The 24,714-nt window shown below is 56.9% G+C and carries 16 protein-coding genes and 1 tRNA gene; 12 read left to right on the top strand and 5 right to left on the bottom strand.

Features of this window, described 5'->3' with window-relative positions; genetic code table 11:
* Positions 1–61 precede the first annotated feature (61 nt).
* The gene (gene pgm, locus BISA_RS01915) at positions 62–1,738 is read right to left on the bottom strand and encodes a phosphoglucomutase (alpha-D-glucose-1,6-bisphosphate-dependent) (RefSeq protein ID WP_033889889.1); all 1,677 of its coding nucleotides are present in this window, start codon (positions 1,736–1,738) and stop codon (positions 62–64) included.
* Positions 1,739–1,939: 201 nt separating this feature from the next.
* Positions 1,940–3,463: a sugar porter family MFS transporter gene (locus BISA_RS01910; protein ID WP_033889963.1), complete on the bottom strand. Its 1,524-nt coding sequence runs from the start codon at positions 3,461–3,463 to the stop codon at positions 1,940–1,942.
* 347 nt (positions 3,464–3,810) lie between these two features.
* Here BISA_RS01910 and BISA_RS01905 point away from each other — a divergent pair, with 347 nt between their 5' ends.
* The gene (locus BISA_RS01905; protein ID WP_033889888.1) at positions 3,811–5,865 is read left to right on the top strand and encodes a glucose PTS transporter subunit IIA; all 2,055 of its coding nucleotides are present in this window, start codon (positions 3,811–3,813) and stop codon (positions 5,863–5,865) included.
* A 72-nt stretch (positions 5,866–5,937) separates the two neighbouring features.
* Positions 5,938–6,780: a PRD domain-containing protein gene (locus tag BISA_RS01900; protein ID WP_033889886.1), complete on the top strand. Its 843-nt coding sequence runs from the start codon at positions 5,938–5,940 to the stop codon at positions 6,778–6,780.
* A 2-nt stretch (positions 6,781–6,782) separates the two neighbouring features.
* On the opposite strand, the gene BISA_RS01895 is transcribed toward BISA_RS01900, so the two are convergent.
* Positions 6,783–7,961: a diacylglycerol kinase family protein gene (locus BISA_RS01895; RefSeq protein ID WP_033889885.1), complete on the bottom strand. Its 1,179-nt coding sequence runs from the start codon at positions 7,959–7,961 to the stop codon at positions 6,783–6,785.
* 178 nt (positions 7,962–8,139) lie between these two features.
* Between BISA_RS01895 and serS the strand changes: the two genes are divergently transcribed.
* The 7 genes from serS to galE all read left to right on the top strand — a co-directional run bounded on the left by serS (position 8,140) and on the right by galE (position 17,996).
* Entirely contained in the window at positions 8,140–9,426 is a 1,287-nt protein-coding gene (serS, locus tag BISA_RS01890) for a serine--tRNA ligase (protein ID WP_033889884.1), read from the top strand.
* A gap of 280 nt (positions 9,427–9,706) precedes the next feature.
* Positions 9,707–9,791 (top strand) — tRNA-Ser (locus tag BISA_RS01885).
* 836 nt (positions 9,792–10,627) lie between these two features.
* Positions 10,628–11,944 (top strand): ABC transporter substrate-binding protein, encoded by a 1,317-nt coding sequence (locus BISA_RS01880; RefSeq protein WP_033889882.1) that lies wholly within the window; start codon positions 10,628–10,630, stop codon positions 11,942–11,944.
* A gap of 192 nt (positions 11,945–12,136) precedes the next feature.
* On the top strand, positions 12,137–13,108 hold the full coding sequence (locus BISA_RS01875; protein ID WP_033889881.1) for a carbohydrate ABC transporter permease: 972 nt from the start codon (positions 12,137–12,139) through the stop codon (positions 13,106–13,108).
* Positions 13,105–14,064: a carbohydrate ABC transporter permease gene (locus tag BISA_RS01870; RefSeq protein ID WP_033889880.1), complete on the top strand. Its 960-nt coding sequence runs from the start codon at positions 13,105–13,107 to the stop codon at positions 14,062–14,064. The genes BISA_RS01875 and BISA_RS01870 overlap by 4 nt, the downstream gene beginning before the upstream one ends.
* A 479-nt stretch (positions 14,065–14,543) precedes the next feature.
* A complete protein-coding gene (gene gnpA, locus BISA_RS01865; protein WP_033889879.1) occupies positions 14,544–16,799 on the top strand; it encodes a 1,3-beta-galactosyl-N-acetylhexosamine phosphorylase in 2,256 nt (751 codons plus the stop codon).
* 174 nt (positions 16,800–16,973) lie between these two features.
* Positions 16,974–17,996, top strand: a complete 1,023-nt coding sequence (gene galE / locus BISA_RS01860; RefSeq protein ID WP_033889877.1) for a UDP-glucose 4-epimerase GalE — start codon at positions 16,974–16,976, stop codon at positions 17,994–17,996.
* Between the two features lie 79 nt (positions 17,997–18,075).
* Here the strand turns inward: galE and BISA_RS01855 are convergent, their stop codons facing one another.
* Both BISA_RS01855 and BISA_RS01850 read right to left on the bottom strand, forming a co-directional pair.
* Positions 18,076–18,747 (bottom strand): LuxR C-terminal-related transcriptional regulator, encoded by a 672-nt coding sequence (locus tag BISA_RS01855; RefSeq protein WP_033889875.1) that lies wholly within the window; start codon positions 18,745–18,747, stop codon positions 18,076–18,078.
* Positions 18,744–20,066: an ATP-binding protein gene (locus BISA_RS01850; protein ID WP_033889874.1), complete on the bottom strand. Its 1,323-nt coding sequence runs from the start codon at positions 20,064–20,066 to the stop codon at positions 18,744–18,746. Before BISA_RS01850 ends, BISA_RS01855 begins: the two co-directional genes overlap by 4 nt.
* Positions 20,067–20,179: 113 nt before the next feature.
* On the opposite strand from BISA_RS01850, the gene BISA_RS01845 reads away from it, so the two are divergent.
* From BISA_RS01845 to BISA_RS01835, 3 genes are all read left to right on the top strand, one after another.
* Entirely contained in the window at positions 20,180–22,135 is a 1,956-nt protein-coding gene (locus BISA_RS01845) for a PspC domain-containing protein (protein ID WP_237746066.1), read from the top strand.
* Positions 22,128–22,991 carry an Asp23/Gls24 family envelope stress response protein gene (locus BISA_RS12150; RefSeq protein ID WP_051917282.1) on the top strand — a complete coding sequence of 288 codons (864 nt, stop codon included), beginning with the start codon at positions 22,128–22,130 and terminating at the stop codon, positions 22,989–22,991. Before BISA_RS01845 ends, BISA_RS12150 begins: the two co-directional genes overlap by 8 nt.
* 133 nt (positions 22,992–23,124) lie before the next feature.
* Positions 23,125–24,714: an alpha/beta hydrolase family protein gene (locus BISA_RS01835; protein WP_033889873.1), complete on the top strand. Its 1,590-nt coding sequence runs from the start codon at positions 23,125–23,127 to the stop codon at positions 24,712–24,714.

Below are 24,714 nucleotides of genomic sequence, written 5' to 3'. Positions count from 1 at the left end.
CTGTAATGCCACAGTCCAACAACCCTTTATGTTTTAAAATTCAGCGCTTAATGAAGCAGAATCACTCGCTCAGGGCCTTGTCGACCACGAGCTTGGCCTCGTCGAGCACCTTATCGAGGGCTTCAGGGCTCTCGAAGGACTCGGCGTACACCTTGTAGATGTTCTCGGTGCCGGAAGGACGGGCCGCGAACCAGTTGTCCTTGGTGGTGACCTTCAGGCCACCGATCTTGGCGTGGTTGCCCGGAGCCTCGGTGAGCTTGGCGGTGATGTCTTCGCCGGCAAGCTGGGTGGCGGTCACATCGTCGCCGGTGAGCTTGGCGAACTTCTGCTTCTGCTCAAGAGTGGTTGGGGTGTCGACGCGCTTGTACCAGGATTCACCGAAGCGAGCCACCTGATCCTTGTGCAGTTCGGCCGGGTTCTTGCCGGTCTTGGCGGTGATCTCGGCGGCCAGCAGGTCAGGAATCAGGCCATCCTTATCGGTGGTCCACACGCGGCCATCGCGACGCAGGAAGCTCATGCCGGAGCTCTCCTCGCCACCGAAGGCGACCTCACCGGTGAACAGCGGGTCAACGAACCACTTGAAGCCGACCGGAACCTCAACCAGCTTGGCGTTGATGGAGGCAGCCACGCGGTCAATCAAGGAGGAAGAGACCAGCGTCTTGCCGATGCCGGCACCAGCAGGCCAATCCGGGCGATTGCCGCCGAACAGGTATTCCACAACCACGGCGATGTAGTGGTTCGGGTTCATGACGCCCCAGTTCGGGCAGACAATGCCGTGACGATCGGCATCCGGGTCGGTGCCGCCAACCAGATCGTACTTATCCCAAGCGCCGGCGTTGAGCTGGTCGACCAAGCCCTTCATGGCGTACGGGGAAGACGGATCCATACGAATCTTGCCGTCGTGATCGATGGTCATGAAACGCCAGGTCGGATCGACCTCAGGGCGCACGACACCGATGTTCAGGCCGTACTTCTCATTGATGAGCGGCCAGTAGTTCACGGAAGCGCCGCCGAGCGGGTCGATGCCGAGGCGCACGCCGGAGTTGCGAATCACATCGAAGTCGATGACGTTCTTCAAATCATCAACGTAGTGCTCACGGAAGTCGAAGCCTTCGACGTACTCGGACTTGATGGCCTCTTCGTACGGCACGCGCTTGATGTTCTTATAATCGCCGAGCAGCTCGTTGGCGCGGGCGGCGATGGCGTTGGTGGTCTCAGCCGGAGCCGGGCCGCCAGTGACGGGGTCATACTTGAAACCACCATCGGTAGGCGGGTTGTGGGAAGGAGTGACGACGATACCATCGGCAAGGCCTTCGCCCTCGAAACGCTGAGTGCCATCAGCTGCACGGTTATGGGTCAGAATGGCCTGAGAAACCACAGGGGTCGGCACGAAGTCATCGCGGGAATCGATGCGAACGTGCACGCCGTTGGCCACGAGAACCTCGATAGCGGTCTTCTTGGCCGGGCCGGAGAGCGCGTGGGTATCGGAGCCGAGGTACAGCGGGCCGGTGACGCCAGCCTTCTTACGATATTCGGCAATAGCTTGGGAGATGGCGATGATGTGAGCCTCGTTGAACGAGGTCTTCAGGGACGATCCGCGGTGACCGGAGGTGCCGAAGATGACACGCTGCTCGGGGACGGACGGATCGGGGACAAGGTCATAGTACTTGCCGATGACCTCATCGACGTTGATCAGATCTGCTGGGGTGGCGGGTAAGCCCGCATTTTTTGCTACCATGCTTCCCTATTGTGCCACGGATTTCAACGTTTTGGGCGAAGCTATGTTAAGAGTTGTCAACTTCTGTGCGAATGATGAAAAAAGATGTGGCGACACGCGGCCGAGAAGCGCCGCAAAACATGGCAAAAACAGTAATGGCCGGTATTGCATCCCGAAATAATCGAGGCAATACCGGCCATCAGGCGAGGAATCTAGCTGCGATCAGCGGTGAGCGATCTCCTTCTCAATCTCCTCCAGCGACTTGCCCTTGGTCTCAGGCACGAAGCGCAGCACGAACGGAATGGACAGGGCTGCGAACACACCGAAGATGGCGAACGGGCCACCCACGTTGTTGCCGAAGGCATCCAGCAGCACGAGGAAGAACTGGGAGACGATGAAGTTGCCCAGCCAGTTGGCGGCGGAGCCGAAGGAGGAGCCAATGCCGCGCACGGACAGCGGGAAAATCTCACCGATTAGCACCCAGGCGATCGGACCCCAGGAGATGGCGAAGCCAAGGATATAGAAGGCGATGAGAATCATGGTCGGCACGGCGAGCACAGCAACGTCGCCCACGAAGTTCATCACAGCGAGAATAGCCAGAGAGACGGTCATCACGATGGAACCGAAGATCAGCATGCCCTTGCGCGGGAACTTGTCCATGATCATGGTGGCCACGATGGTGGAGACGAAGTTCACCACGCCGATACCCACGGAAACCCAGATGGCGTCTGCTTCAGGGAAGCCAAAGCCCTTGATGAACACCTGCGGCAGGAAGTAAATCACGGAGTTGATGCCAACGAGCTGTTGGAAGAGCATGATGCCAATGGCGGCAATCAGCGCCGGGCGGGCGATGCGGAACAGTTCGCGCACGCCACCCTTGGTGTCCTGAGCGGCAACGGCCTTGATCTCATCGAGTTCCAGCTGCACTTGAGCCTGATCGACATCCTTACGAATCAGGGTCAACACCTTGAATGCGTTGCGTTCGTCGCCCTTGTTCACCAAGTAACGCGGGGATTCCGGCAGTAGAATACCGCCGATCAGCAGTAGTGCGGCCGGCACCAGTGCAGAGCCGAGCATCCAGCGCCAGTCGCGGGCGCCGAGCAGATTGTGACCCAGGAAGCCGAGGTTGGAAGCATACGCCAGCAAAATGCCGAACGTGATCATCAACTGGAACAGCGTGGAAAGCGAGCCGCGGCGCTCCTTCGGCGCAAGCTCAGCCAGGTAAGCCGGGGTCAGGGCGGAGGCGGCACCCACGGCGAGGCCCAGAATGATGCGGGCGGCGACCATCATCAGGAAGCCAGTGGCGGTGGCGCACATGCTTGAACCAATCAGGAACAGGATGGCGGAAACGATGAGCAGCTTCTTACGGCCGAACTTGTCGGACAGTGCGCCGATGGACAAAGCGCCGGCGCAGGAGCCGATGAGCACGGAGGAAGTGATGAAGCCGGTCTGGGAGACGCTCAAGCCGAAGTCGGATTCGATCAGCGGGGAAGCGCCAGAGATGATGCCGGTATCGAAGCCGAACAGCATACCGCCAAGGGCGCCGAACGTGAAGATGAATGAGCTATTGAGCGGGAATCGGGAGGAGAATCCGCGAGATTCCGCCGCTTCGATGGTCTCAATGGTGTTGGTCGCCATGTTTGCCATTGCGCTGGCACTGTTTTCGAGCGCCTCGGTGGCATCCGCTGCCACGTTCGTTGGTGCGGCTGTGGTGTTTGCCGTCGTCATTGCTGTCGTTCCTTTCATCGCCGTTGACGGAGCGCGTTCGTCGTGCTCCATGTGCCGCGTGCAGGCAGTACCTCGTTGTGCCACCGAAAACAAAAAAGACCTGGAACAATGTGGAACGTGCGCATCCAATACAGCAAAGCCGCATATGGATATGCAAATTCCACATCGCTCCAGGTCTTGCCTCGTTTCCAAGTAACAACCCTGCTACGCAACGTGTGAAAAATACAATACGACTTTTCTGCCCGCGACACTCCGAAAGACGATCGATTTCTGCAATCGTTTGCGATTTAGGGGTGCGCCGCAGCTGGATGGACAAAGTTGGATGTGATGCGAGACAATGGCGGAAACGGAGACGAAGGGAGCGAATGGTGCACGCCTCAGAAGCAATGGCCGAGCAGATTCTTGACGCTCTCGGTGGTTCAGCCAATATTCACGAACTTACCCACTGCGCAACCCGACTGCACGTCACCCTTGATGATGAGAACAAGGTCAGCTTGAAGCAAATCGAAGCCATTCCGGGAGTATTGGGAGCCTTCCCGCGCGCAGGTGGCCGCTATCAGATCATCATTGGTGGCGCGGTTGCTTCCGTTTACGAGCGCATGATGAGTGCAATGAAATCGGTTGCATCCCGTGCGTCCGAAATACCAAGAACATCCCAAGAAACCGAACACTTCGCTGGTCCCGCTACTGCCGCAGCTTCCGATGCAACCAGCCAAGAGCCTTCACAATCCTCCATATTTCACATGCCATTGCCGCGCACTATCCGCGCTTGGGCCAGCGCCATTTTGGACTATGTCTCCGACTCATTCCGTCCGTTGCTTGGCGTGCTGTTGGGTGCATCGATAATCATCGCGCTCGCCAATGTGGCCGTGGCGCTTGGCCTGACCCCGGATGGCAATGCCACAGATGGTTGGCGCGCCCTCAAAGCCATTTGGGAAGTCATGTTTGTGATGCTGCCCATCATGATTGCCACGAACGCAGCACGAAAACTCAATGTTGATTCGTGGCTTGGCGGCGCAATCATGTCTGCATTGATGGCACCGCAGATTGCGGGATTGAGCGGCGGCATCAGTGCGTTCGGCATGGTCATTCCCATCAATGACTACAGCGGCAGCGTGTTCGTGCCGTTGCTGATGGTTGCTCTGCTGGGCTTGGTCTACCACGGATTAAAACGCGTGATTGCGAACAGTGTGCAATTGGTATTTGTGCCGTTCTGTTCGCTTGTGGTGGTTTATGTGTTCTCGGTGCTGTTCGTAGGACCTCTGGGCGTATGGCTTGGCAGTGAGTTGGGTGCGGGCACTGCTTGGCTGAACGCGCATGTGCCGTTCCTATTCGCGCTCCTGATTCCTATGCTCTACCCGTTCCTGGTGCCGCTCGGTTTGCATTGGCCGCTTAACGCCTTGATGCTGATGAATATTCAGACGCTGGGTTATGACTTTGTGCAAGGGCCGATGGGTGTGTGGAATTTCGCCTGTTTCGGTGTTACAGCAGGCGTGCTCGTACTTGCTATTCGAGAGCGCGACCCTGCGATGCGTCAGACTTCGCTGAGTGCATTGTTGGCTGGGCTCTTGGGCGGTGTTTCCGAGCTGAGCTTGTACGGCATTCATTTGCAGCATCGCCGCACCTACCGCTGGCTGCTCGCCGGGTGTGCGGCTGGAGGTCTCTCCAGTGCGCTGCTGAGCTGGCTGTTCCCCTCTGTGCTGCCGTCCGGCCAAGTGATCCACGGAGTCACAACCACGGCATTCGCGTTCTCTTCGCTGCTAACCATTCCTGTGTTCAATCGAGCATGGGTGTATGCATTGTCCATCGCCATCGCATTCGCTGTGGCCATGTTGCTGACAGTACTGTTCGATTACCGTATGCCGCAAAGCGTTGCCGCGCAACCAAAAGCTGCTGATTCCTCGTATCCGCTGTGGCATGCGGATTCTCCCAATGCACTGTTTGCTCCTATCGCGGGCTCTGTAGTTGATTTGGATTCGATTGGCGACCCGGTGTTCGCGTCTAAAGCACTAGGCGAAGGCGTGGGCATTATGCCTGATGATTCAGCGGGTGCTGAAGCAGTGTATGCGCCGGTAAGCGGCACGGTAAAAACTGTGGCTAAAACCGGTCATGCGTTCGGCATTAAAACCGACGATGGCGTTGAGGTACTGGTGCATATCGGACTTGATACCGTGGACATGGGAGGAGAAGGATTCGTTCTGCAGGTTGGTAAAGGGGATTGCGTTGCTGCCGGCGATGTGCTGCTGCAAGTGGATTTTGCTGCTATCGTGCGCGCCGGCCATAATCCAGTAGTTGTGATGACTGTAGTCAATACGATGGCGATGACTTCGGTAATGCCATTGCTTGTAACTGCTGAGGCGCAGCAAGGGGAGTCGAGGAAGGTGACTGCCGGAGAACCTATTATCGATGTAGAACGCTAGCGCAGAGCATCAAGCGCAGCAATCGAATAATCGACAAGACATATTGTGATAGTCAGTGAGGGGAGGTGCGTCATGGAAATACTGAGAGTGTTCAACAATAACGTCGTGCTTGCCAAAGACGGCAATGGCGGTGAAGTGATTCTTACTGGCCGAGGCTTGGGCTTTCAGGCCAAGCCAGGGCAGTCGGTGGACGAATCGAAGATTGTGCGCACCTTTGTACCTGCGGATGGTCGAGACCCTGATCATCTGGCACAGATGCTTTCGGATATTGATCCGGAGATTATTCGTATTGTGGTGGACTCTATGAAGCAGATCGGATTAGGGGAGCGTGAGGTAGGCAGCACCACGCTGGTGATGGCGCTGTCTGACCATATCGCTGGTGCTATCGCGAGGCAAAAGTGTGGTATTACCGTTGAATATCCTCTGGTGGGGGAGATCAGCAACCTCTATCCCAAGGAATACGAGCAGGGATGTGCGCTGCTCAATGCCATTAATGACAAGCTTGCGGAACCGTTGCCGGCCGGTGAGGAAACATCGCTGGCCATGCATCTGGTGAACGCAGGGTTTGCCACTGGAGACTTGACCTACACATACACAATGACCGGTGTGATTCAGCAGATGTTGGACATCATCGAGCATACATACGGGCTGAAGCTCGACCGTGAGTCGGTGAATGTGGGGCGCTTTATTACTCATCTGCGCTATTTGTTCATCCGTATTCATCAGAACAAGCAGCTCGTGGATGAGCCGGCACCCATCGTGAAGGCAATTCGCGATGCTTACCCTGAGGCGTTGCGCTGTGCTTCAACGATTGGCAGATTGCTGGAATTGCGTTTGGACGCGGATGTAAGCGAAGACGAAGTAGCCTACTTAGCTATGCACGTAGCCCGGGTCACCGCTGACGCTCAGCAGTAGCCCTATTTCACTGGCTCCAGAATGCTCGTCGTCTCCGCGAAATCAGATGTGGCATTCGCTGCTGCAACCTGAGCAGTCTTCAGCGTGGAGGTATCCGGTACGCGCACGATGAGCGCTCGCTGGTCCACTGAGAAACGAATGTGCTTGGTTTCCGGCAGCATATCGCCATCCACTTGAGCCTTGGCTGGTTTCTCCAAGGTGATTTCCGCGGTAATACCCTGCACCTGCTCTACCGTGGAGTTGGTGGAGAGCGGGTTCTGCTCCGGTTTGCCGGTGATGGTCTGGTGTACCACATCGCCGAACAGGTTCGCCCAGCCCAGAATGCCACCGGTGGTGTCGATGATTTCAAAATCAAGGATGCCATCATCGTATGAGGCGGCGGGCATCAGCGAGAATACGGGGATCTGACCGCAATTGCCGGCCATAATCGTACGAAAATCAAGGTTCTTGATGGAATGAGTGGAACCATCGGAACTGGTAATGGTCAAATTGCCGCGGAACTTTGGTGCAAACAGATTCTTGATGCCGCCCACAAAGTAAGCAAGCCAGCTGATGTTGGCTTTCAATGCTGGATCGGTGTCATCAATCATGGCGGCATCGAAGCCGATACCGGCGATAATAAGGAACGCGTGGCCGTGATCGTCTTCAGGATGATCGAGCAAGCGGAGACGGCCCATATCCACCAAACGAGAACCGTGGGAGGTGGCCACGGTCAGTGCCGCATCGATATCATCCACAGGAATGCCCATATTGCGGGCGAACAAATTACCGGTGCCGATAGGAATAATGCCCAGCGCATGGCCGGTGCCGGAAACCGCGCTCGCCACCGTGCGCACCGTACCGTCGCCGCCGACCGCAATCACTACGTCGGCACCATCCTCGAGTGCTTCCAATGCGCAGGCGCGCCCGTCTTTGTCGAGCTGCGTGTCATAGAAACGAATACGATTCAATCCTTTAGAGCGGCAGAACTCCTGAATATGCAGACGCTGAGTGGCGGCCTGAGGCTTGGAAGGGTTGATAATAAAGGCGTACTGCACCTCATCGTCCCTACGCTTTTCCAGTGTTTCAGCGAGCTTGCGGCGGCGTGCGGCGCGAATACCCAAGACGATAGCTGCAATAAACACCGCAAGAAGCAGCACCGCGGCGATGATGATAAGCACTGTAAGCGTGGACTGAGGCATGACTCCTATTTGTAGTGGCACTCAAGGAACAAACGCCGAAGGTTGCGGGAACGTGAACAATTTGCGCACAGGGCTAGTGTGCGCGCTGTTCAAAACCATTCCTGCACTTGCGCAATTAGTGAGATTGATAGAATGAACAACCTATCGCGTGTCGGCTTACGGCGGTAGTGTTAGGCGCATGCTTGATATTCAATTCATCCGTGAACACACTGATATCGTCAAGGAATCCCAGCGCAAGCGCGGCGAGTCCGTTGAACTCGTCGATGAAGTGCTCTCCTCCGATACCGCACGCCGTGAAGCACTGAAGGCTTTCGAAGAGGCCCGCGCCCAGCAGAAGGAAATCGGCAAGAAGGTTGCCGCAGCCCCGGCCGACGAAAAGGCCAAGCTGATCGCTGAAACCAAGGAACTTTCCCAGAAGGTTGCCGAGTACAAGTCCAAGGCCGATTCCGCAGCCGAGGAATACACCACCGCCATGTGGAAGCTCTCCAACATCGTGGAGCCGGAAGCTCCGGAAGGCGGTGAGGACGATTACGTGGTGGTCAAGAAGGTTGGCCAGATTCGTGACTTCGCTGCAGAAGGCTTCGAGCCGAAGGATCACCTGACCCTCGGCACCGAGGTGGCTGGCATCGATATGCGCCGTGGCGTGAAGGTGGGCGGTTCCCGTTTCTACTTCCTGCGTGGCGCTGTAGCCCGCATGCAGATTGCCATGCTGACTATGGCTGTGGATCAGGCCGAGGAACACGGCTTCGTGCTGGCCATCACTCCGACGCTGGTACGTCCTGAGGTCATGCGCGGCACCGGCTTCCTGAACTCCCATGCCGACGAGATTTACCGTCTGCGCGAGCCCGATGACCAGTACCTGGTCGGTACTTCCGAAGTGGCTCTGGCCGGTATGCACGAGAACGAGATCCTTGACCTCGGCAACGGTCCGCTGCGCTACTGCGGCTGGAGCTCCTGCTACCGCCGCGAGGCCGGTGCCGCAGGTAAGGACACCTCCGGCATCATCCGCGTCCACCAGTTCGATAAGGTGGAAATGTTCGTCTATGCCAAGCAGGAGGACTCCTACAAGGAGCATGAGCACCTGTTGGCTATGGAACAGGAGATGCTTGCCAAGGTCGAGGTGCCGTACCGCATCATCGATACCGCTGCCGGCGATCTCGGCTCCTCCGCTGCCCGTAAGTTCGACTGCGAGGCTTGGGTGCCGACCCAGGGTCGTTACCGCGAGCTGACCTCCACCTCCAACTGCACCGAGTACCAGGCTCGTCGTCTGAACATCCGTGAGCGCATGGAAGACGGCAACACTCGCCCGGTCTCCACGCTGAACGGCACGCTGGCCACCACCCGTTGGCTGGTCGCCATTCTCGAGAACCACCAGCAGAAGGATGGCTCCATCGAGATTCCGAAGGCCATGCGTCCGTACATGGGCGGCAAGGAAGTCATCGAGCCGACCAAGTGGGAGGCCTGATTCTCAGGCCTGCTGTTGCCCTGCGACGCGCGCGACGCTATCGCTGGGCGCTGCTACGAATACTCCACCGGACTGTTCGTCAAGTGGGAGGCCTGATTTCGCCAGCTTTGTTCTCAATCGCTATTGCCTCCCTCTGACGATGGAGGCGGCTCGAAGAGTCGGAGGGAGAGAAGCCGGCGAAGCCGTAACGGATATTGTTGCAGCGGCGTCGGTAGGTTCTCCCTACCGTATGTATAATTGAACATCGTGCGCTTCGGGGTTGCTCGGAAATGCGCACAAAGGACAGATGTCTGAGCGGTCTAAAGAGACGGTCTTGAAAACCGTTGAGGGGCAACCCTCCGCGAGTTCGAATCTCGCTCTGTCCGCCCTTCAAGGGCTAGGCGACGCGCCTAGCCCTTTTTCTTTTCTTGGAATTCCTATACCCCACGTACAGAGTTCGTCTTAGTGCAAAGATTTCGGGCAGTGAGGCCTAGTCTCCCGAATTTCTTGTACTGAGTTCGTCTCAGTGCAAAGATTTCAGGTAATGAAGCCTGTTCTCCTGAATTTCTTGTGCTGACGGGTTCTCAGTGCAAGAAATTCGGGGTGAGTGGCCTTATTCCCCGAATAAGTTGCGCTGAGTGGAGGGGAATTTAGCGATGAGGGGAGATATGGGCCGGTGATAACACAAAACGACCGTTTTTGTTCGTGTGTACAGCACGCACGCGAGCAAACGCTCATGCATGTCTGCACATGTTCGCTGTGATGACAAACTATGGCCGCATAGGTGTTTTCTCATGTTCACTGAAATGACAGGCCGTATCCGCATGGGTATATGCACAAGTCGTTCGAGGATGGTCTCCGAAAACGGTAGCTGTTGAGGTCGTATCCACATGCGTGTATTCACTCGTCCACTGTGATGGCGAGTACACACGCATAAGTGTCTTCACACCTTCTTCATAATCTAGATACATGCCGTTGTTGAAAGCAGGATTTTCCGTGATAGTCTGTAACCGGTCACACAAACCAAGCGAATATAACATTTATGCGAAGGGAAGTCGGCTAAGTTAACTGACCTTATGTGTCTCGAACCGTTTGAACTCAACGTTTTTGCGGGGGGCGCGCGGAAATTGTTAGCAAAGTTGACAATTTTCTTTTGAAGGCATAAATTAGCTATTGTTCGTCACAGGGAAGTGATGAGACCATATAACGAAGGAGTAGAGATATGGTATCGCACAACAAGCGCCTGGTAGCAGCTCTGGCTGCAGTAGCAGCTATGGGTATGGGCCTTGCCGGTTGCGGCAGCGACACTGCTAACACTGGTGATTCCAGCAGCGACGGCGGTAAGGTCACCATCACCTACATGCACCGTCTGCCGGATTCCGAGGGCATGACTCTGGTCAACGACATCGTTGCCAAGTGGAATAAGCAGCACCCGGATATTCAGGTCAAGGCCACCAAGTTCGATGGCAAGGCCTCTGAAATGATCAAGAAGCTTGAGACCGACGTCAAGTCCGGCGAGGCTCCGGATCTGGCTCAGGTCGGTTACGCCGAGCTGCCTGAGGTCTTCACCAAGGGCCTGCTGCAGGACGTGACTGAGTACGCCGAGCAGTACAAGAATGACTTCGCATCCGGTCCGTACAGCCTGGTTCAGGTTGATGGCAAGGCTTACGGCCTGCCGCAGGACACCGGCCCGCTGGTTTACTTCTACAACAAGGCTGAGTTCGAGAAGCTTGGCATCACCGAGGTCCCGCAGACCGCCGATGAGTTCATCGCCGCTGCTAAGACCGCTGCCGCCGCTGGCAAGTACATCATGTCCTACCAGCCTGATGAGGCCGGCAACATGATCTCCGGTCTGGCTGGCGCCTCCGGTGGCTGGTACAAGGTGAAGGGTGACTCCTGGGTCGTCAACACCGAGACTGATGGCTCCAAGGCAACCGCTGACTTCTACCAGCAGCTGCTCGACGCCAAGGCAGTTACCACCAACCCGCGTTGGGATCCGTCCTTCGATGCTTCCATCAAGGATGGCCAGCTGATCGGTACTGTGGCCGCCGCTTGGGAAGCCCCGCTGTTCATGACCTCCTCCGGTGGCACTGGCTCCGGCGAATGGCAGGTCGCTCAGCTCGGTGACTGGTTCGGCAACGCTGGCAAGACCGGTCCTGACGGTGGTTCCGCTGTGGCCGTGCTGAAGAACTCCAAACACCCGAAGGAAGCAATGGAGTTCCTGGATTGGTTCAACACCCAGGTTCCGGATCTGGTTTCCCAGGGCCTCGTGCCGGCTGCTACCACTGAAGATGCTGAGACTCCTTCCGAGTGGTCCACCTTCTTCGGCGGCCAGGACATCATGAAGGAATTCAAGGACGCTAACAACAACATGGGTGACTTCACCTACATGCCTGGCTTCTCCGCAGTCGCCGCCAAGATGAACGAAACCGCAGCCAAGGCCACCGATGGCTCCGGCAAGGTTGCAGACATCTTCTCCGACGCACAGACCACCTCTGTGGATACGCTGAAGAACCTCGGCCTGTCTGTTTCCGAGTGACATTAACGGCTAGGGTTCCTTCCAGCCGCTGATATCCTCAACCACACATCGAAAGGCCGGAGCTCAACACTCCGGCCTTTCCTTTTACTTGAGTTCGGTTCGTCATTAATTGTGTTTGATCTGACTGTATCGATCCGAACTTTATTACGTACTTTCTATTTCTCACTGTTCTTTTGAAAGACAGGTTTCCCTATGACTGCAACAACAAAAACGGCGAAGACGGGGGTCGCCAGGCGTGCCGCTAAGCCAAAGGCTTCTGACGCTGTGAAGCGTGAGAATCGTACTGGCTGGGCCTTCATGGCACCGTTTGGCATCCTGTTCGCTCTGGTATTCATTCTGCCTATCATTTGGGCTATTTATTCCAGCTTCTTCCGCCAGGTCACCACGGGCGGTGGCGCATACGGCGGTGGCGAACTGGTGAACAAGTTCGTCGGACTTCAGAACTTCCAATACGTTATTACTTCCGGCAATTTCTGGGCTGGTGTGGGCAGGGTAGTGCTCTACACCGTGGTTCAGGTGCCGGTCATGATCATCGCAGCACTTGCTCTGGCAATGCTCATCGATTCCTACATCGTCAAGCACATCACTGCATTCCGTCTGAGCTACTTCCTGCCGTACGCCATTCCGGGCGTGGTTGCATCCATCATCTGGGTGTACCTCTACAACGGCCAGATTTCCCCTATCGTTAAGGGTCTTGCCGCCATTGGCATCAAGGTGAACTTCTTCGGCGACAATGTGGTCCTTGGCTCTATGGCCAACATCACGACCTGGACCTTCACCGGCTACAACATGCTGATCTTCCTCGCCGCGCTGCAGGCTATTCCGCACGATTTGTACGAGGCCGCACGCATTGATGGCGCTAATGGTTTCCAGATCGCCATGAAGATTAAGCTGCCGAACGTGCGCGCAGCTGCTCTGCTTGCCATGCTGCTCTCCATCGTCGGTACCATCCAGCTGTTCAACGAGCCTCAGGTGATGTCGATTTCCGATCCGAGTATTTCCAAGTCGTATACACCAATGATGATGGCCCTCAACACCTCGCAGGGCACCCTGACCCCAGGTGGTGATGGACCTGCATCCGCTGTGGCCATCGTTATGGCACTGATCGCTGGCGTCCTCGCCGTGGTCTACACGCTCGTTGAAAGGAAGGTGAACGCAGAATGAGCACCGTAGAAGCTACTGATAAGGAATCCCGCGCGGCCGCACGCGCTCGTAAGAAGGCTGACAAGATTCGCGACAAGCATGCCAACGACCTGCCTCGTTCCATGCAGCCTTCCGCGCTGGTCAAGACCATCACCATCGTTGTTCTGGTCTTCGCACTGATCTACTTCCTGTTCCCGATTTACTGGGCCATCATCGCCTCGACCAAGACGCCGAGCCAGATGACCGGCAGCAACGGTCTGTGGTTCGCCGTGGGGCTGAGCGATTTGCCTGCCGCCATCGCCAAGAACTATGGCACACTGATCGGTTGGACCCGTGGCCAGTTCTGGCGCTGGGTGCTGAACTCCCTGATCTACTCGGGCGTTTCCGCTCTGGTGGGTACGCTTGTGGCCGTGATGGCAGGATACGCTACCGCAAAGTTCAACTTCAAGGGTAAGAACCTTGCCATTGGTGTGATTATGGGCTGCATGCTGATGCCGGCCGCTCTGCTGACCATTCCGCAGTACTCCATCTTCCACGCCATGCACCTGACCAACACGATGCTCTCCATCATCATCCCGTGCTGCGTCTCTCCGTTTGGCTTCTTCCTGGGCCGTGTGTATGCGCAGACCTCGGTGCCGAACGAACTGCTTGAGGCAGCTCGTATCGATGGCGCAAGCGAAGCTCGCATCTTCTTCACCATTGTGTTGAGGATTCTGGCTCCGGCAATGGTCACGATCTTCCTGTTCCTGTTCGTGGCCACTTGGAACAACTTCTTGCTGCCGTTGATGATGGTCTCTTCCGACACTTTGAAGCCGGTGACCTTGGGTCTGTACGGCATGGTTTCCTTGGCAACCTTCACTGATCGTGGTGCTCTGATGATGGGTGCTCTGCTCGGTGTGCTGCCGGTGATTGTGCTCTTCCTTGGTCTCCAGCGCTACTGGCAGGCCGGCCTCGCCGCTGGTGCGGTCAAGGGCTGAGCCGTAACGAACAGTCCGGTGGACTGTTCGTAGGCTCAGCCTGAGTGAGGCGGCAGCCGAGCGAAGGTCGGATTGAGTCCGAGCGTAGCGAGGTCCGTTCTTGCTTCGGCCGAAGGCGAGCCGTTAAGCAGACAGCCCGGTGGGCTGTCTGTGGGCTCGGCTTGGAACTATCATTCCCGCCGTCCGGTGCCTCGTGCTACTCCTTCCGGCGCCGGACGGCTTCTTAACAATAAGTAGCACGCAACCATACTGACCCGGAGTCTTCCTGATTCTTGTTATGAGATCGTCGGTGGAACCGACTGGGAAGCTCCGGTGATGTTCAATTCGCTCTTCCGGCGTTGCCGTGGGGCTACTCTCAAGGATTTATGCAGTCAGGATCCTGGACGCCCGACGGCGGCGCCGGATTCTTGTTTTATATGCATATATTGTTTACAATTTAATTATCCAAAAAAATAATCAATGTCCTCAAAGGAGAGACTATGACTAGCACCGGCCGCTTCACCTTGCCTAGCGAGGAGAATTTTGCGGAGAAGACCAAGGAGCTTGCCGAACTGTGGGGCGCGGATGCCATCCGTAACTCCGATGGCACGCATCTGGATGAGGCTGTGCTTGCCTTGGGCAAGAAGATCTACAGCGCATATTTCCCGACTCGCGCGCATAACGAGTGGATCACCTTGCATATGGATGAAACCCCGCAGGTGTATCTGCTGACCGATCGCATCCTGGCCGAATCGGATACGGTTGATATTCCGCTGATGGAAAGCTTCTTTGCCGAGCAGCTGAAGCCGAATCGTGATGCCGACCCTCACAAGTATTGGGAGGTTGTAGACCGCACCACCGGCGAGGTCGTCGATCCGGCGAACTGGACGCTTGACGCGGACGAGGACACCGTGCATGTGAGTGGCGTTGCCGCATGGCATGAGTACACGGTGAGCTTCCTGGCCTACATCATCTGGGATCCGGTGGAAATGTACAACCACCTGACCAATGACTGGGGCGATAAGGAACACGAGATTCCATTTGACATCTATCATCCGGCCACCCGCAAGTTCGTGTTCGACACGTTCGAGAAGTGGTTGAAGGACAATCCGCAGGTGGATGTGGTGCGTTTCACCACGTTCTTCTACCAGTTCACCCTGCTGTTCGATCCGAAGCATCGCGAGAAGATCGTGGATTGGTTTGGCTGCGCCTGCACTGTGAGCCCGGCCGCTCTCGATGACTTCGAGAAGGAATACGGCTACCGTCTGCGTCCGGAGGACTTCGTGGACGGCGGCGCCTACAACAGCGCATGGCGTGTACCGCGCAAGGCGCAGCGCGACTGGATCGACTTCCTCTCCGGCTTCGTGCGTAAGAACGTCAAGCAGCTTGCCGATATGTCTCATGCCGCGGGCAAGGAAGCGATGATGTTCCTTGGTGACCAGTGGATCGGCACTGAGCCATACAAGGAAGGCTTCGAAGACCTGGGTCTGGATGCCGTGGTCGGTTCCATTGGCGATGGCACCACAACCCGTATGATCGCTGACATTCCGGGCGTCAAGTACACTGAGGGCCGCTTCCTGCCGTACTTCTTCCCGGACACCTTCTACGAGGGCAATGATCCAAGCATCGAAGGTCTCGACAACTGGCGCAAGGCACGTCGCGCCATCCTGCGCTCTCCGATCTCCCGTATGGGCTACGGCGGATACCTGTCTCTGGCGGCCAAGTTCCCGAAGTTCGTGGATACCGTGACCCACATCGCCGATGAGTTCCGCGATATCCACGATCGTACGGACGGCAAGCCGGCCGAGGGCGAGCTGAACGTGGCCATTCTGAACTCCTGGGGCAAGATGCGCTCCTGGATGGCGTTCACCGTGGCCCACGCGCTGCCGAACAAGCAGACCTATTCCTACTACGGCATTCTGGAATCCCTGTCCGGTATGCGCGTGAACGTGCGCTTCATCAGCTTCGATGACGTGCTCGAGCATGGCGTGGCCGATGACATCGACGTGATCGTTACCGGTGGCCCGGTGGACACCGCATTCACTGGCGGCGACGTGTGGGCCGACCCGAAGTTGGCTGAGACGCTGCGCGCCTGGGTGCGCCGTGGCGGCGCTCTGGTGGGCGTGGGCGAGCCGAGCTCGCTGCCTCGCTTCCAGGCCGGCCGCTTCTTCCAGCTGGCCGACGTGTTCGGCGTGGACGAGGAGCGCTACCAGACCCTGTCCGTGGACAAGTACTTCCCGCCCGTCACCCCGGATCACTTCATCACCGCCGACGTGCCGGTCGACCCGCAGGCCCGCGAGGCATGGGAGAAGGCCGGTTACCGAATCCCGCTGTCCGGCTGCGGTGGTGGTCAGGGCATCGAGCCGCTTGGCGGCATCGACTTCGGCGAGCCGGTGCTCAACACCTACCCGGTCAACGAGGATGTGACGCTGCTCAGGGCCGACGACGGCCAGGTGCAGCTCGCGGTCAACGAATACGGCGAAGGCCGTGGCGTGTATGTGTCCGGTCTGCCGTACTCGGCCGCCAACGCCCGTCTTCTGGAGCGCATCCTCTTCTGGGCCTCCCACAACGAAGGCAAGTACGCGGCATGGAGCTCCTCGAACCCGGAGTGCGAGGTCGCGCACTTCCCGGAGCAGGGTCTGTACTGCGTGATCAACAACACCGACCAGCCGCAGACTACCACGGTCACGCTGGAAGATGGCAGCAGCGAGACCTTCGACCTCGAAGGCAGCGGCATCGCCTGGCGCAACGCCTGATCTGATATATTGGCTCCCCTCTCTGAGGGGAGCCAATGTTCTCTTTTGTGAACAAAAAGCACACAAGAACCGCTTACTGCGCTTGATTTTGCAATCAAATGCAGTAAACTCATACATGAAAGAACAAAAGTGCACATTCTAGAAACAGAAGTGCACATTCTTCAAGGAGAAGACATGACCACTGTTCTGGTTACGGGCGGCGCGGGCTTCATTGCCACCCACACTGACGTTGAGCTGTTGAACAAGGGATACGACGTGGTGTCCGTAGACAACTACGGCAATTCCTCCCCGATCGCCCTTGACCGCGTTGAGCAGATCACCGGCAAGAAGATCAAGCGTTACGACGGCGACGTGCGCGACGAAGCCCTGATGAACAAGATTTTTGATGAGAACCCAATCGACTGGGTTATCCACTTTGCAGGTCTCAAGGCTGTGGGCGAATCCGTGGCCAAGCCGATTGAGTACTACGACAACAACCTGTACTCCACGCTGGTGCTGCTCAAGGTGATGCGTGCACACAACGTCAAGAAGATCATCTTCTCGTCTTCCGCTACCGTGTATGGTTCCCCGAAGGAACTGCCGATCACCGAGGAGACTCCGACCGGTGGCACCACCAACCCGTACGGCACCTCCAAGCTGTTCCAGGAGCAGATTCTGCGCGATGTGCATGTGGCTGATCCGGAGTGGACCATCGTGCTGCTGCGTTACTTCAACCCGGTTGGCGCTCACGAGTCCGGCCTGTTGGGCGAAGATCCGAAGGGCATTCCGGCCAACCTGACCCCGTACGTGGCCAAGGTTGCCATTGGCGAACTCAAGGCTGTACAGGTCTTCGGCGACGATTACGACACTCCGGACGGCACCGGCGTGCGCGACTACATTCACGTTGTCGATCTGGCCAAGGGCCATGTGGCCGTTATCGATCACATCGAAAAGTCCGGTGTGTTCACCTACAACCTGGGTACCGGCCACGGATACTCCGTGCTTGAGGTCATCAAGGCTTACGAGAAGGCCGCTGGCCACGCGATTCCGTACGTGATCAAGCCTCGCCGCCCCGGCGACATCGCCGCCTGCTACGCTGACGCTTCCAAGGCCGCCCGCGAGCTGGATTGGAAGGCCGAGCTGACCATCGACGATATGGCCAAGTCCTCCCTGAACTGGCAGATCAAGAACCCGAACGGTTTCCGCGACGCCAAGTGACCTCCCCTTTCTGGCTCCCTCTGAGGGAGCTGACCGCGTAGCGGACTGAGGGAGAGACCTAGGAAACAGTCTGTAAGACCTATACAATCCGTCTATCAACGGCCCAACGTGTGAGCTCGGTGCGGTTGGAAAGCTGAAGCTTTCTGAGCACCGAGCTCACATGCGTTTCCACGGTCTTAATCGAAATAAAGAGCTCAGCAGCCACTTCTTTATAGGTGTATCCGCGAGCGATCAGCCGCATTACTTCCTGCTCGCGAGCAGACAAGCGATCAAGTTCCTCATCATGTACTGGCGCATCGGAAGCAGCGCCGCCATATGAGCCACCTTGGAATGCGGAGAGCACAAAGCCGGCCAATTTCGGTGAGAACACGGCGTATCCTTCATGCACCTGCTTAATCGAGGAAATCAAATCAGCGCCGGTGATGGTTTTCGTCACATACCCTTGCGCTCCGGCGCGAATCACCGAACCCACATCCTGCGGCGCATCGGATACCGACAGTGCCAGAAATACCGTATCGGGGGAGTAGGGGCGGGATTTCAGCAAGATCTCAGCGCCGCCTCCACCTTCGCCACCCGGCACATGCACGTCAAGCAGCACCACCTGCGGTTTGACCTGCGCAACCATCGCCACCGAACTGGGCACATCCGCAGCCTGCCCCACAATATCGAACGTATTCTTCAGCGTGGCGATCACACCGGCACGAAACATCTCGTGGTCATCCACCACTGCCACGCGAATCTTCTCGCTCATTCCTTCTCTCCTTGCTGTGTTGCAGTAGGCGCTATCGGCATGTGCATGCGCACTTCGGTTCCCCATCCCGCTCTGGATACGATTTCCACTGTACCGCCGCGCCGCTCAATGCGGCCGATAATCGATTCGCGAATACCGAGTCGGTCTTTTGGAATCGCGTGGATATCGAATCCGCTGCCATGATCGCGTACGAACACCTCCACCAGCGAGGCATTGGCCTCGCAATACAGGGAAATCGGCTCCCCGCCGTGCGTCACCGCATTGACCAGCGCTTGACGCGTGGCATCCAATAGCGCATCGGTTTGCGCACTTGGACGAGCATCGCCCACAGTCACCACTTCAATGGGCTTGCCGTGGCCGTCTTCTACCTCGGCTGCAATCGCCTTCAACCCCGCGCTGACCGAGCGGTCAGACGTGCCTCGCTCCTGATAAAGCCATTCGCGCAATTCTCGCTCCTGTGCGCGCGCCAATGTGAACACGGTATCCGGTTCCTTGGCATGCAACTGAATCAGCGCCAAAGTCTGCAATACGCCATCGTGCAAATGTGCAGCCATATCCGCGCGCTCCTCCTCGCGCTCTTTCAGAGACTGCTCATGTGTAAGCTGCCGCAGCATGGCATTGGCCCACGGCAGCACTGCAGTCGCCATTGCAATGATCATCACCAATCCAGATGCCATAATGCGCCGAGGCGAAGTACCCCAGCCAATGAACGACACATTGGACACATACAATGCCCAGCCAACGAAAATCAACGCCAATCCGCCCAGCATGGAAAACACTTGCATGCCTCGAGGCGCAAGATTCATCCACGCCAAAGCGATGCCAGCAAATACCAGCAACAAAGGCATGATGATGTCATTATCCACGCCGGCGCTGAACAATAGGAGACCTATGGTCATCAGTGCGAATCCGCTTAACGCCACCAATGCTGGTTTTGGCGCTCGCCTGACCGCGTCCGCTAATGATTCGGAACTGCCGACAATATCTTCTGCAGGAATAGCTGAACCTTGTGCATCCACAGGGCGATTGCCATGCGCTAAAGGAGCCTGATTGATTGGCATGGTGTTGGATTGTGCTGCTGCGGCGGCTACCGGATTGCCTGCGGGCACAAAAATCCACAAGAATACATATGCAACAATGCCAGCACCGTAGAGCATGGTCAGCACAATGAACGCCAAGCGCACCCATACTACGGAAATACCCAAATGCAACGCAACGCCTTGGCATACGCCGGTAAGCCAGCGGCCACGTTTAGGGCGCATCAACGGCATGCGCGCGGGCAGTAAAGGCTCGGAGGCCTGCAGTGTGGGTGAAGTCATAGTTCTATTGTGCCGCGCTTAGGGAGTCATCACCGAGTTTTAAGCCCGGGTTCAGGGATGAATCAGGGTGGTTTCGGGGGAGTATGGCACCAGTCAAGCGCTGTAATGGAACTATGAGCAATCCGAATATGAACCAATACCAACCGCCGCGTGAGGGCATTGGCACTGGCAGTGCCAATGGCAAGGCTCCGCGGCGTCTCTTCACATGGATCCGGTCGAGTGGTCTGATGCGTGGCGACGACCGGTGGATTGGCGGCGTATGCAGTGGCATCGCCGCCCGGCTCGGTTGGAGTCCGACGCTGGTGCGTGCGCTGGTCATCATCGCTACGCTGTTCTTCGGCTTCGGTGCCGCGCTCTACGCATTCGGCTGGTTCTTCATGCCGGATGTGCGCGATGGTCGAATCTTGGCCGAAGAGTTGATCGCCGGACGATGGGACTGGAACTGCCTTGGCTGCTTCGTGTTCCTGGCGGTGGCGCTGTTGATTCCAGGTGCTGGCTGGGCGAGCATCGTGGTGGCGGCAATCGCTTTGTGGTGGCTGATGAAAATCGGTATTCGCCAGCGTGAGGGTTATGGTTTTGGCGCTCGCGCTCGTGGCGCTAACGGGCCGGTGCCATACCCGCCATATGGGTATGCGGCTGGTCCCGCTGTCCCCAACGCCATGCCCAATGGTGCGCCGACTGCTCCGTATGCCCCGTATGGTTCGCCGGCATCGTATAGGCAAGCCAATCCGGGCGCGGCACCGTATCCGGGTGAGTCTCAGCCAACGCCTCAAGCAGGTGCGATGCCGCAGCAACCGTCTCAAGCCGCGTCGCAGTCTCCTACCCAAAGTAATCCAGGACCTTTCGTGCCACAGGCTGGGCAGCCGTCACCTCTCTATGTTTCACAGGGTGTTTCACAGCCTGCTGTGCGGGAGAATGTTGTCGGCGCCACTCAGCCTGCAGCGGACTACTCCGCACCCGCTGCGTCAGTCGTGCCGGACACCGTTCCCCACAAATCCAAGCGTCGCAAGCCGGCTGGCCCGATTATGGTGTTAAGCATCTTGGGTATTTCCTGCATCTCCTTCGCTGCTTTGATGGGATGGATTTGGTTCAACGATCTGGGTATCGAATCCATTGTGCGCTGGGGAACCGTATGGATTTCCGCGCTGTGCGTGCTGATGGGCATTGTGGTCGTAGTGCTGGGCATGAAAGGCCGGCGAACTGGAGGTTTGATTCCGCTGGGTCTCATCGCCGGATTCTGCGCGGCCTGCATGATTATGGTGTGCAGCACCTATTCGGTCTATTGGTATCACTACACGCTTGCCGATAGGCAGAACACATTGCAAACCATTGAACTGACGAAGAACGCAAGTTCCGAGAACTGGTACGACATGAGCGAGGTACAGGTCGGTCGTACGTTTGCGTCTGACTCCAGCGACCACACGTTCAAGAAACTCGAAAAAGGTGTGGCATTCAGTGGCGATAGCTACGAACAGAGCAAAGCCATCCTCGATTTGTCTGCCTGGGACGACACGCATGCACCCCATCAGGTGAAAGCGCATAGCGGCAAAACCATTACCAGTAATTGTCCGGTTGGCACCATCAAGGTGGCCGCGAGAAGCGCTCAGGTGCATATCATTCTGCCAGACGGTTGCACGTACGGCTTCGGCGAGGGGCAGTACGGGTATATGGTCGGGCCAACCAGTGTCGGCGGCAAATACGCACTGGTGTATGACACTTCCGGTAGCTTCAACTTCAGCTTGGACGGTGACTCTCCATTCGATACCGCGCCTATAGGCGCGAAGAACTACGAATGGATGGCGAACCAAACTGACTTGATGCCGGAATCAGGCCCCGAGCTGCTGATCGCCGTGCCCTACACCGTGGAAGGCCGCGTGAATGTGGTGTACGCGTCCGACTGGGAGGATGATGACTTCCAGCAATACGCCGACAAGTACGGCACTGAAAGCGGCAACGTTGAACGCCAGCAGTATCTGGACGAGGAAAGTGATTACTCGCCTTGGAATCAGCAGCCCGATAATTCCGGCAATGATTCCGGCGATGCCAGCAAGGAGGCGAACAATGACTGACGATATCAATGCAACCAAGGAATTCCAATCCGTTGAGGATGAGAGCCAGACTCAGATTATTCCCACGGAGTCTGCGATGGAATCGCAGACGGACGCCGCAGTCAGTGAGACCAAGGTATTCGAATCGGTAGCTGACGGCAGTCAGACCCAGGTGCTGCCCACTGCAAATGATAATCAGCAGACTCAGGTGCTGAACGTCGAACAGCAGACGCCTGACGAGAGTCTTACTCAGCCAATGACTGCGATCGATTCCGAATCCCAAGCCGCTGAAACTCAAGTGATTGAGCCTCACGTTGAGAAGTCTGCAGATAGCGAGCAGACGGAAACGGATACGATTACATTACAGTCGGTGGCTGATGTGGAAGAACCGGACAATGCGGAATCAGATACTCAAGAATCCGTGGCGGCCGATGCCTCATCTGCTGAGATTGCACCGGAAACTCCAGTTCAGCCGGATTTGAATGTGCCGCTGATGGAAGCGTTCGCTCAGTCTGCAGATGATGTGCCCTCGCCTCAAGCCGATGCTGTCTCCGATAGTCCGCAAGATTGCGAAGAGCCAAACCAGCAGGAATCATCTGCCCCAGACGTTCCGGCTGCCGCTGCCGTGACAGCCTCTGAGTTGAAGAAACCCAAGCATGATATCAGTGTTCTGACCGTCATCTTCGGCGTTCTGGGCCTGATTATCGGTGTTATCGGCTTGCTGTTCGGCTGGGCATTCCCCGGATTGCTCGTTGAAAGTTTCTACATTGATCCGCGCATGTTGACTGCGATCATCTGTGGTGCAGTCGGTGCGATTCTGGTGATCGTAGCGATTGTCTGGGCTGTTTTAGGCGCCAAGAAAACACAACAACAATAGCTCCTTCTTTTAGGCTCCCCTCCATGAGGGGGCTGACTGCGATAGCAGACTGAGGGGGAGCGTCAACATCCGTTGAGATTGGGCAGTGTTGCGAGTACACCTAATATCCGATGTGTGAAATCAGGAGGCTGTGATGAAACGAGTGGCGCGCATTGCATGCATTGCGCTAGTGCTGATGCTTATCTGCGCGCTACTCGGCTGGGCCATGATGCCGCGTTGGAAAAGCAAGCCATATACCGACCACATCGCCGTAACCTCCTCCGACCCTGCCATCGTTCCAGCGAGCATATCCATTGCTCACGAAGGACAGTATCAAACTCGCGAAACCCAGCTTTCCGTTGATATTGGCGATGGTGAAACATTGCCTGCAGTGCTGCGCGAACCAATCAATGCTCCAGGCGCGCGCCCAGCCTGCCTGTTCATTCATGGCTCCGGTACCAGTGGGGCCGAAGATTTCGGCGATATCGCCAATGCGATGGCCTCCGCAGGCATCGTGACGCTGGTTCCAGCTAAAAGCAACGAAGATTACACAATATTCCATCGTGATTACCCACGATTTGCCAGCGAATACAGCAAAGCGTTGGATGTGTTGCGCGACGTCGATGATGTGGATCAATCCAACACCGGCATTTACGCCGAATCCGAAGGCACATGGATTGCTACGATTCTCGCTTCGAAGCGCCACGATATTGCGTTTGCGGCACTCACTTCCGCGCCGGTATTCAAAGGCCGTGAGCAAATGGCCGTGGCGATGAGCACGTATGCGCACGAGGCGGGAGCGCCCAAGCCGGTAATCGAAGACACAATGAAACTACTGTCTTTGGATTACCGGCCATTTGGGCTGCAATATGCCGACTTCGATGCCGACCATTACCTGAAATCGCTCACCATGCCAGTATTGGTCAGCTACGGTGTCTACGACACTGCCATGCCAATCGAACAGGGAGCGCAACGCATTATGCGTGTAGCTGCACGCAATGGAAATAATGCGGTGACCGTGCGTTACTTTGCCGGCAACCATCAAATGCGTGCAGGTAAAGGATTGTTCGCGCCGGGACTTCCATTGGCTGATGGATACACGCAAGCATTGGAAAACTGGGTGAATGGGGTAGCGGCCGGTGCCTCTCATAGTGGCTGGGCTACACCTCAGGTAGCAGGACCCCAACCAGGGCAGCAGTATGCGGCTCCTAGCCGAACCAATTCCGGCATCATCGGATCATTAGGCGTACTGGTAGGCGTGATGCTTGCCGGTCCATTGTTGCTGGGAGTGGCATTACTGCTGAGCATCGTTGCGATCGCGCGTACGACATGGCGTGAGCGCGATGATGGCATTGTGCGAATGCGGGGAAAGCGCGCGGCATTGTATACGGTGCCGCCATCGCATGCTCGTGAAACGGTGCCAGTCAGCGTAGCCGAGCCGTGTTGGGGCTTGGGGTTGAGCCTGCTCGCCGCCTCTGCGTTACTCTATGGCTACCTTGCCGCAGTCGGCGCTGCAGCGGTGCTCGCCATGACGCCGGCACCCCGTTTATTCGATATCGGATGGCATGTGCTGCAGGTAATCGCCGTTCTCGTGGTGATTATTCTTGCATGGAGCGGGCAGACCATGTGGTCTGCTCGCCATAGCATTACCGGTATTCAGCGTGCGATGTGCTGGCTGGTGATTTCAGCCGCGGCTTTCACGCTGCTCTCCATGACCTTCTGGGGACTGTTCTGCTGGTGGTAG

The sequence above is a fragment of the Bifidobacterium saguini DSM 23967 genome, assembly GCF_000741715.1.
Taxonomy (GTDB): Bacteria; Actinomycetota; Actinomycetes; order Actinomycetales; family Bifidobacteriaceae; genus Bifidobacterium; species Bifidobacterium saguini.
The sequence above is the reverse complement of the archived record's forward strand: the minus strand, read 5'-3'. Positions and strand labels throughout refer to the sequence as shown.

Bases quoted from the DNA above. Each gene is read 5' to 3' on its own strand.
- BISA_RS01850 (WP_033889874.1), bottom strand. From the start codon at position 20,066: ATGACTTCACCCACACTGCAGGCCTCCGAGCCTTTACTGCCCGCGCGC.
- BISA_RS01845 (WP_237746066.1), top strand. From the start codon at position 20,180: ATGAGCAATCCGAATATGAACCAATACCAACCGCCGCGTGAGGGCATT.
- BISA_RS01835 (WP_033889873.1), top strand. From the start codon at position 23,125: ATGAAACGAGTGGCGCGCATTGCATGCATTGCGCTAGTGCTGATGCTT.
- serS (WP_033889884.1), top strand. From the start codon at position 8,140: ATGCTTGATATTCAATTCATCCGTGAACACACTGATATCGTCAAGGAA.
- BISA_RS01905 (WP_033889888.1), top strand. From the start codon at position 3,811: ATGGTGCACGCCTCAGAAGCAATGGCCGAGCAGATTCTTGACGCTCTC.
- BISA_RS01880 (WP_033889882.1), top strand. From the start codon at position 10,628: ATGGTATCGCACAACAAGCGCCTGGTAGCAGCTCTGGCTGCAGTAGCA.
- BISA_RS01875 (WP_033889881.1), top strand. From the start codon at position 12,137: ATGACTGCAACAACAAAAACGGCGAAGACGGGGGTCGCCAGGCGTGCC.
- BISA_RS12150 (WP_051917282.1), top strand. From the start codon at position 22,128: ATGACTGACGATATCAATGCAACCAAGGAATTCCAATCCGTTGAGGAT.
- BISA_RS01910 (WP_033889963.1), bottom strand. From the start codon at position 3,463: ATGAAAGGAACGACAGCAATGACGACGGCAAACACCACAGCCGCACCA.
- BISA_RS01855 (WP_033889875.1), bottom strand. From the start codon at position 18,747: ATGAGCGAGAAGATTCGCGTGGCAGTGGTGGATGACCACGAGATGTTT.
- BISA_RS01900 (WP_033889886.1), top strand. From the start codon at position 5,938: ATGGAAATACTGAGAGTGTTCAACAATAACGTCGTGCTTGCCAAAGAC.
- BISA_RS01870 (WP_033889880.1), top strand. From the start codon at position 13,105: ATGAGCACCGTAGAAGCTACTGATAAGGAATCCCGCGCGGCCGCACGC.
- pgm (WP_033889889.1), bottom strand. From the start codon at position 1,738: ATGGTAGCAAAAAATGCGGGCTTACCCGCCACCCCAGCAGATCTGATC.
- BISA_RS01895 (WP_033889885.1), bottom strand. From the start codon at position 7,961: ATGCCTCAGTCCACGCTTACAGTGCTTATCATCATCGCCGCGGTGCTG.
- galE (WP_033889877.1), top strand. From the start codon at position 16,974: ATGACCACTGTTCTGGTTACGGGCGGCGCGGGCTTCATTGCCACCCAC.
- gnpA (WP_033889879.1), top strand. From the start codon at position 14,544: ATGACTAGCACCGGCCGCTTCACCTTGCCTAGCGAGGAGAATTTTGCG.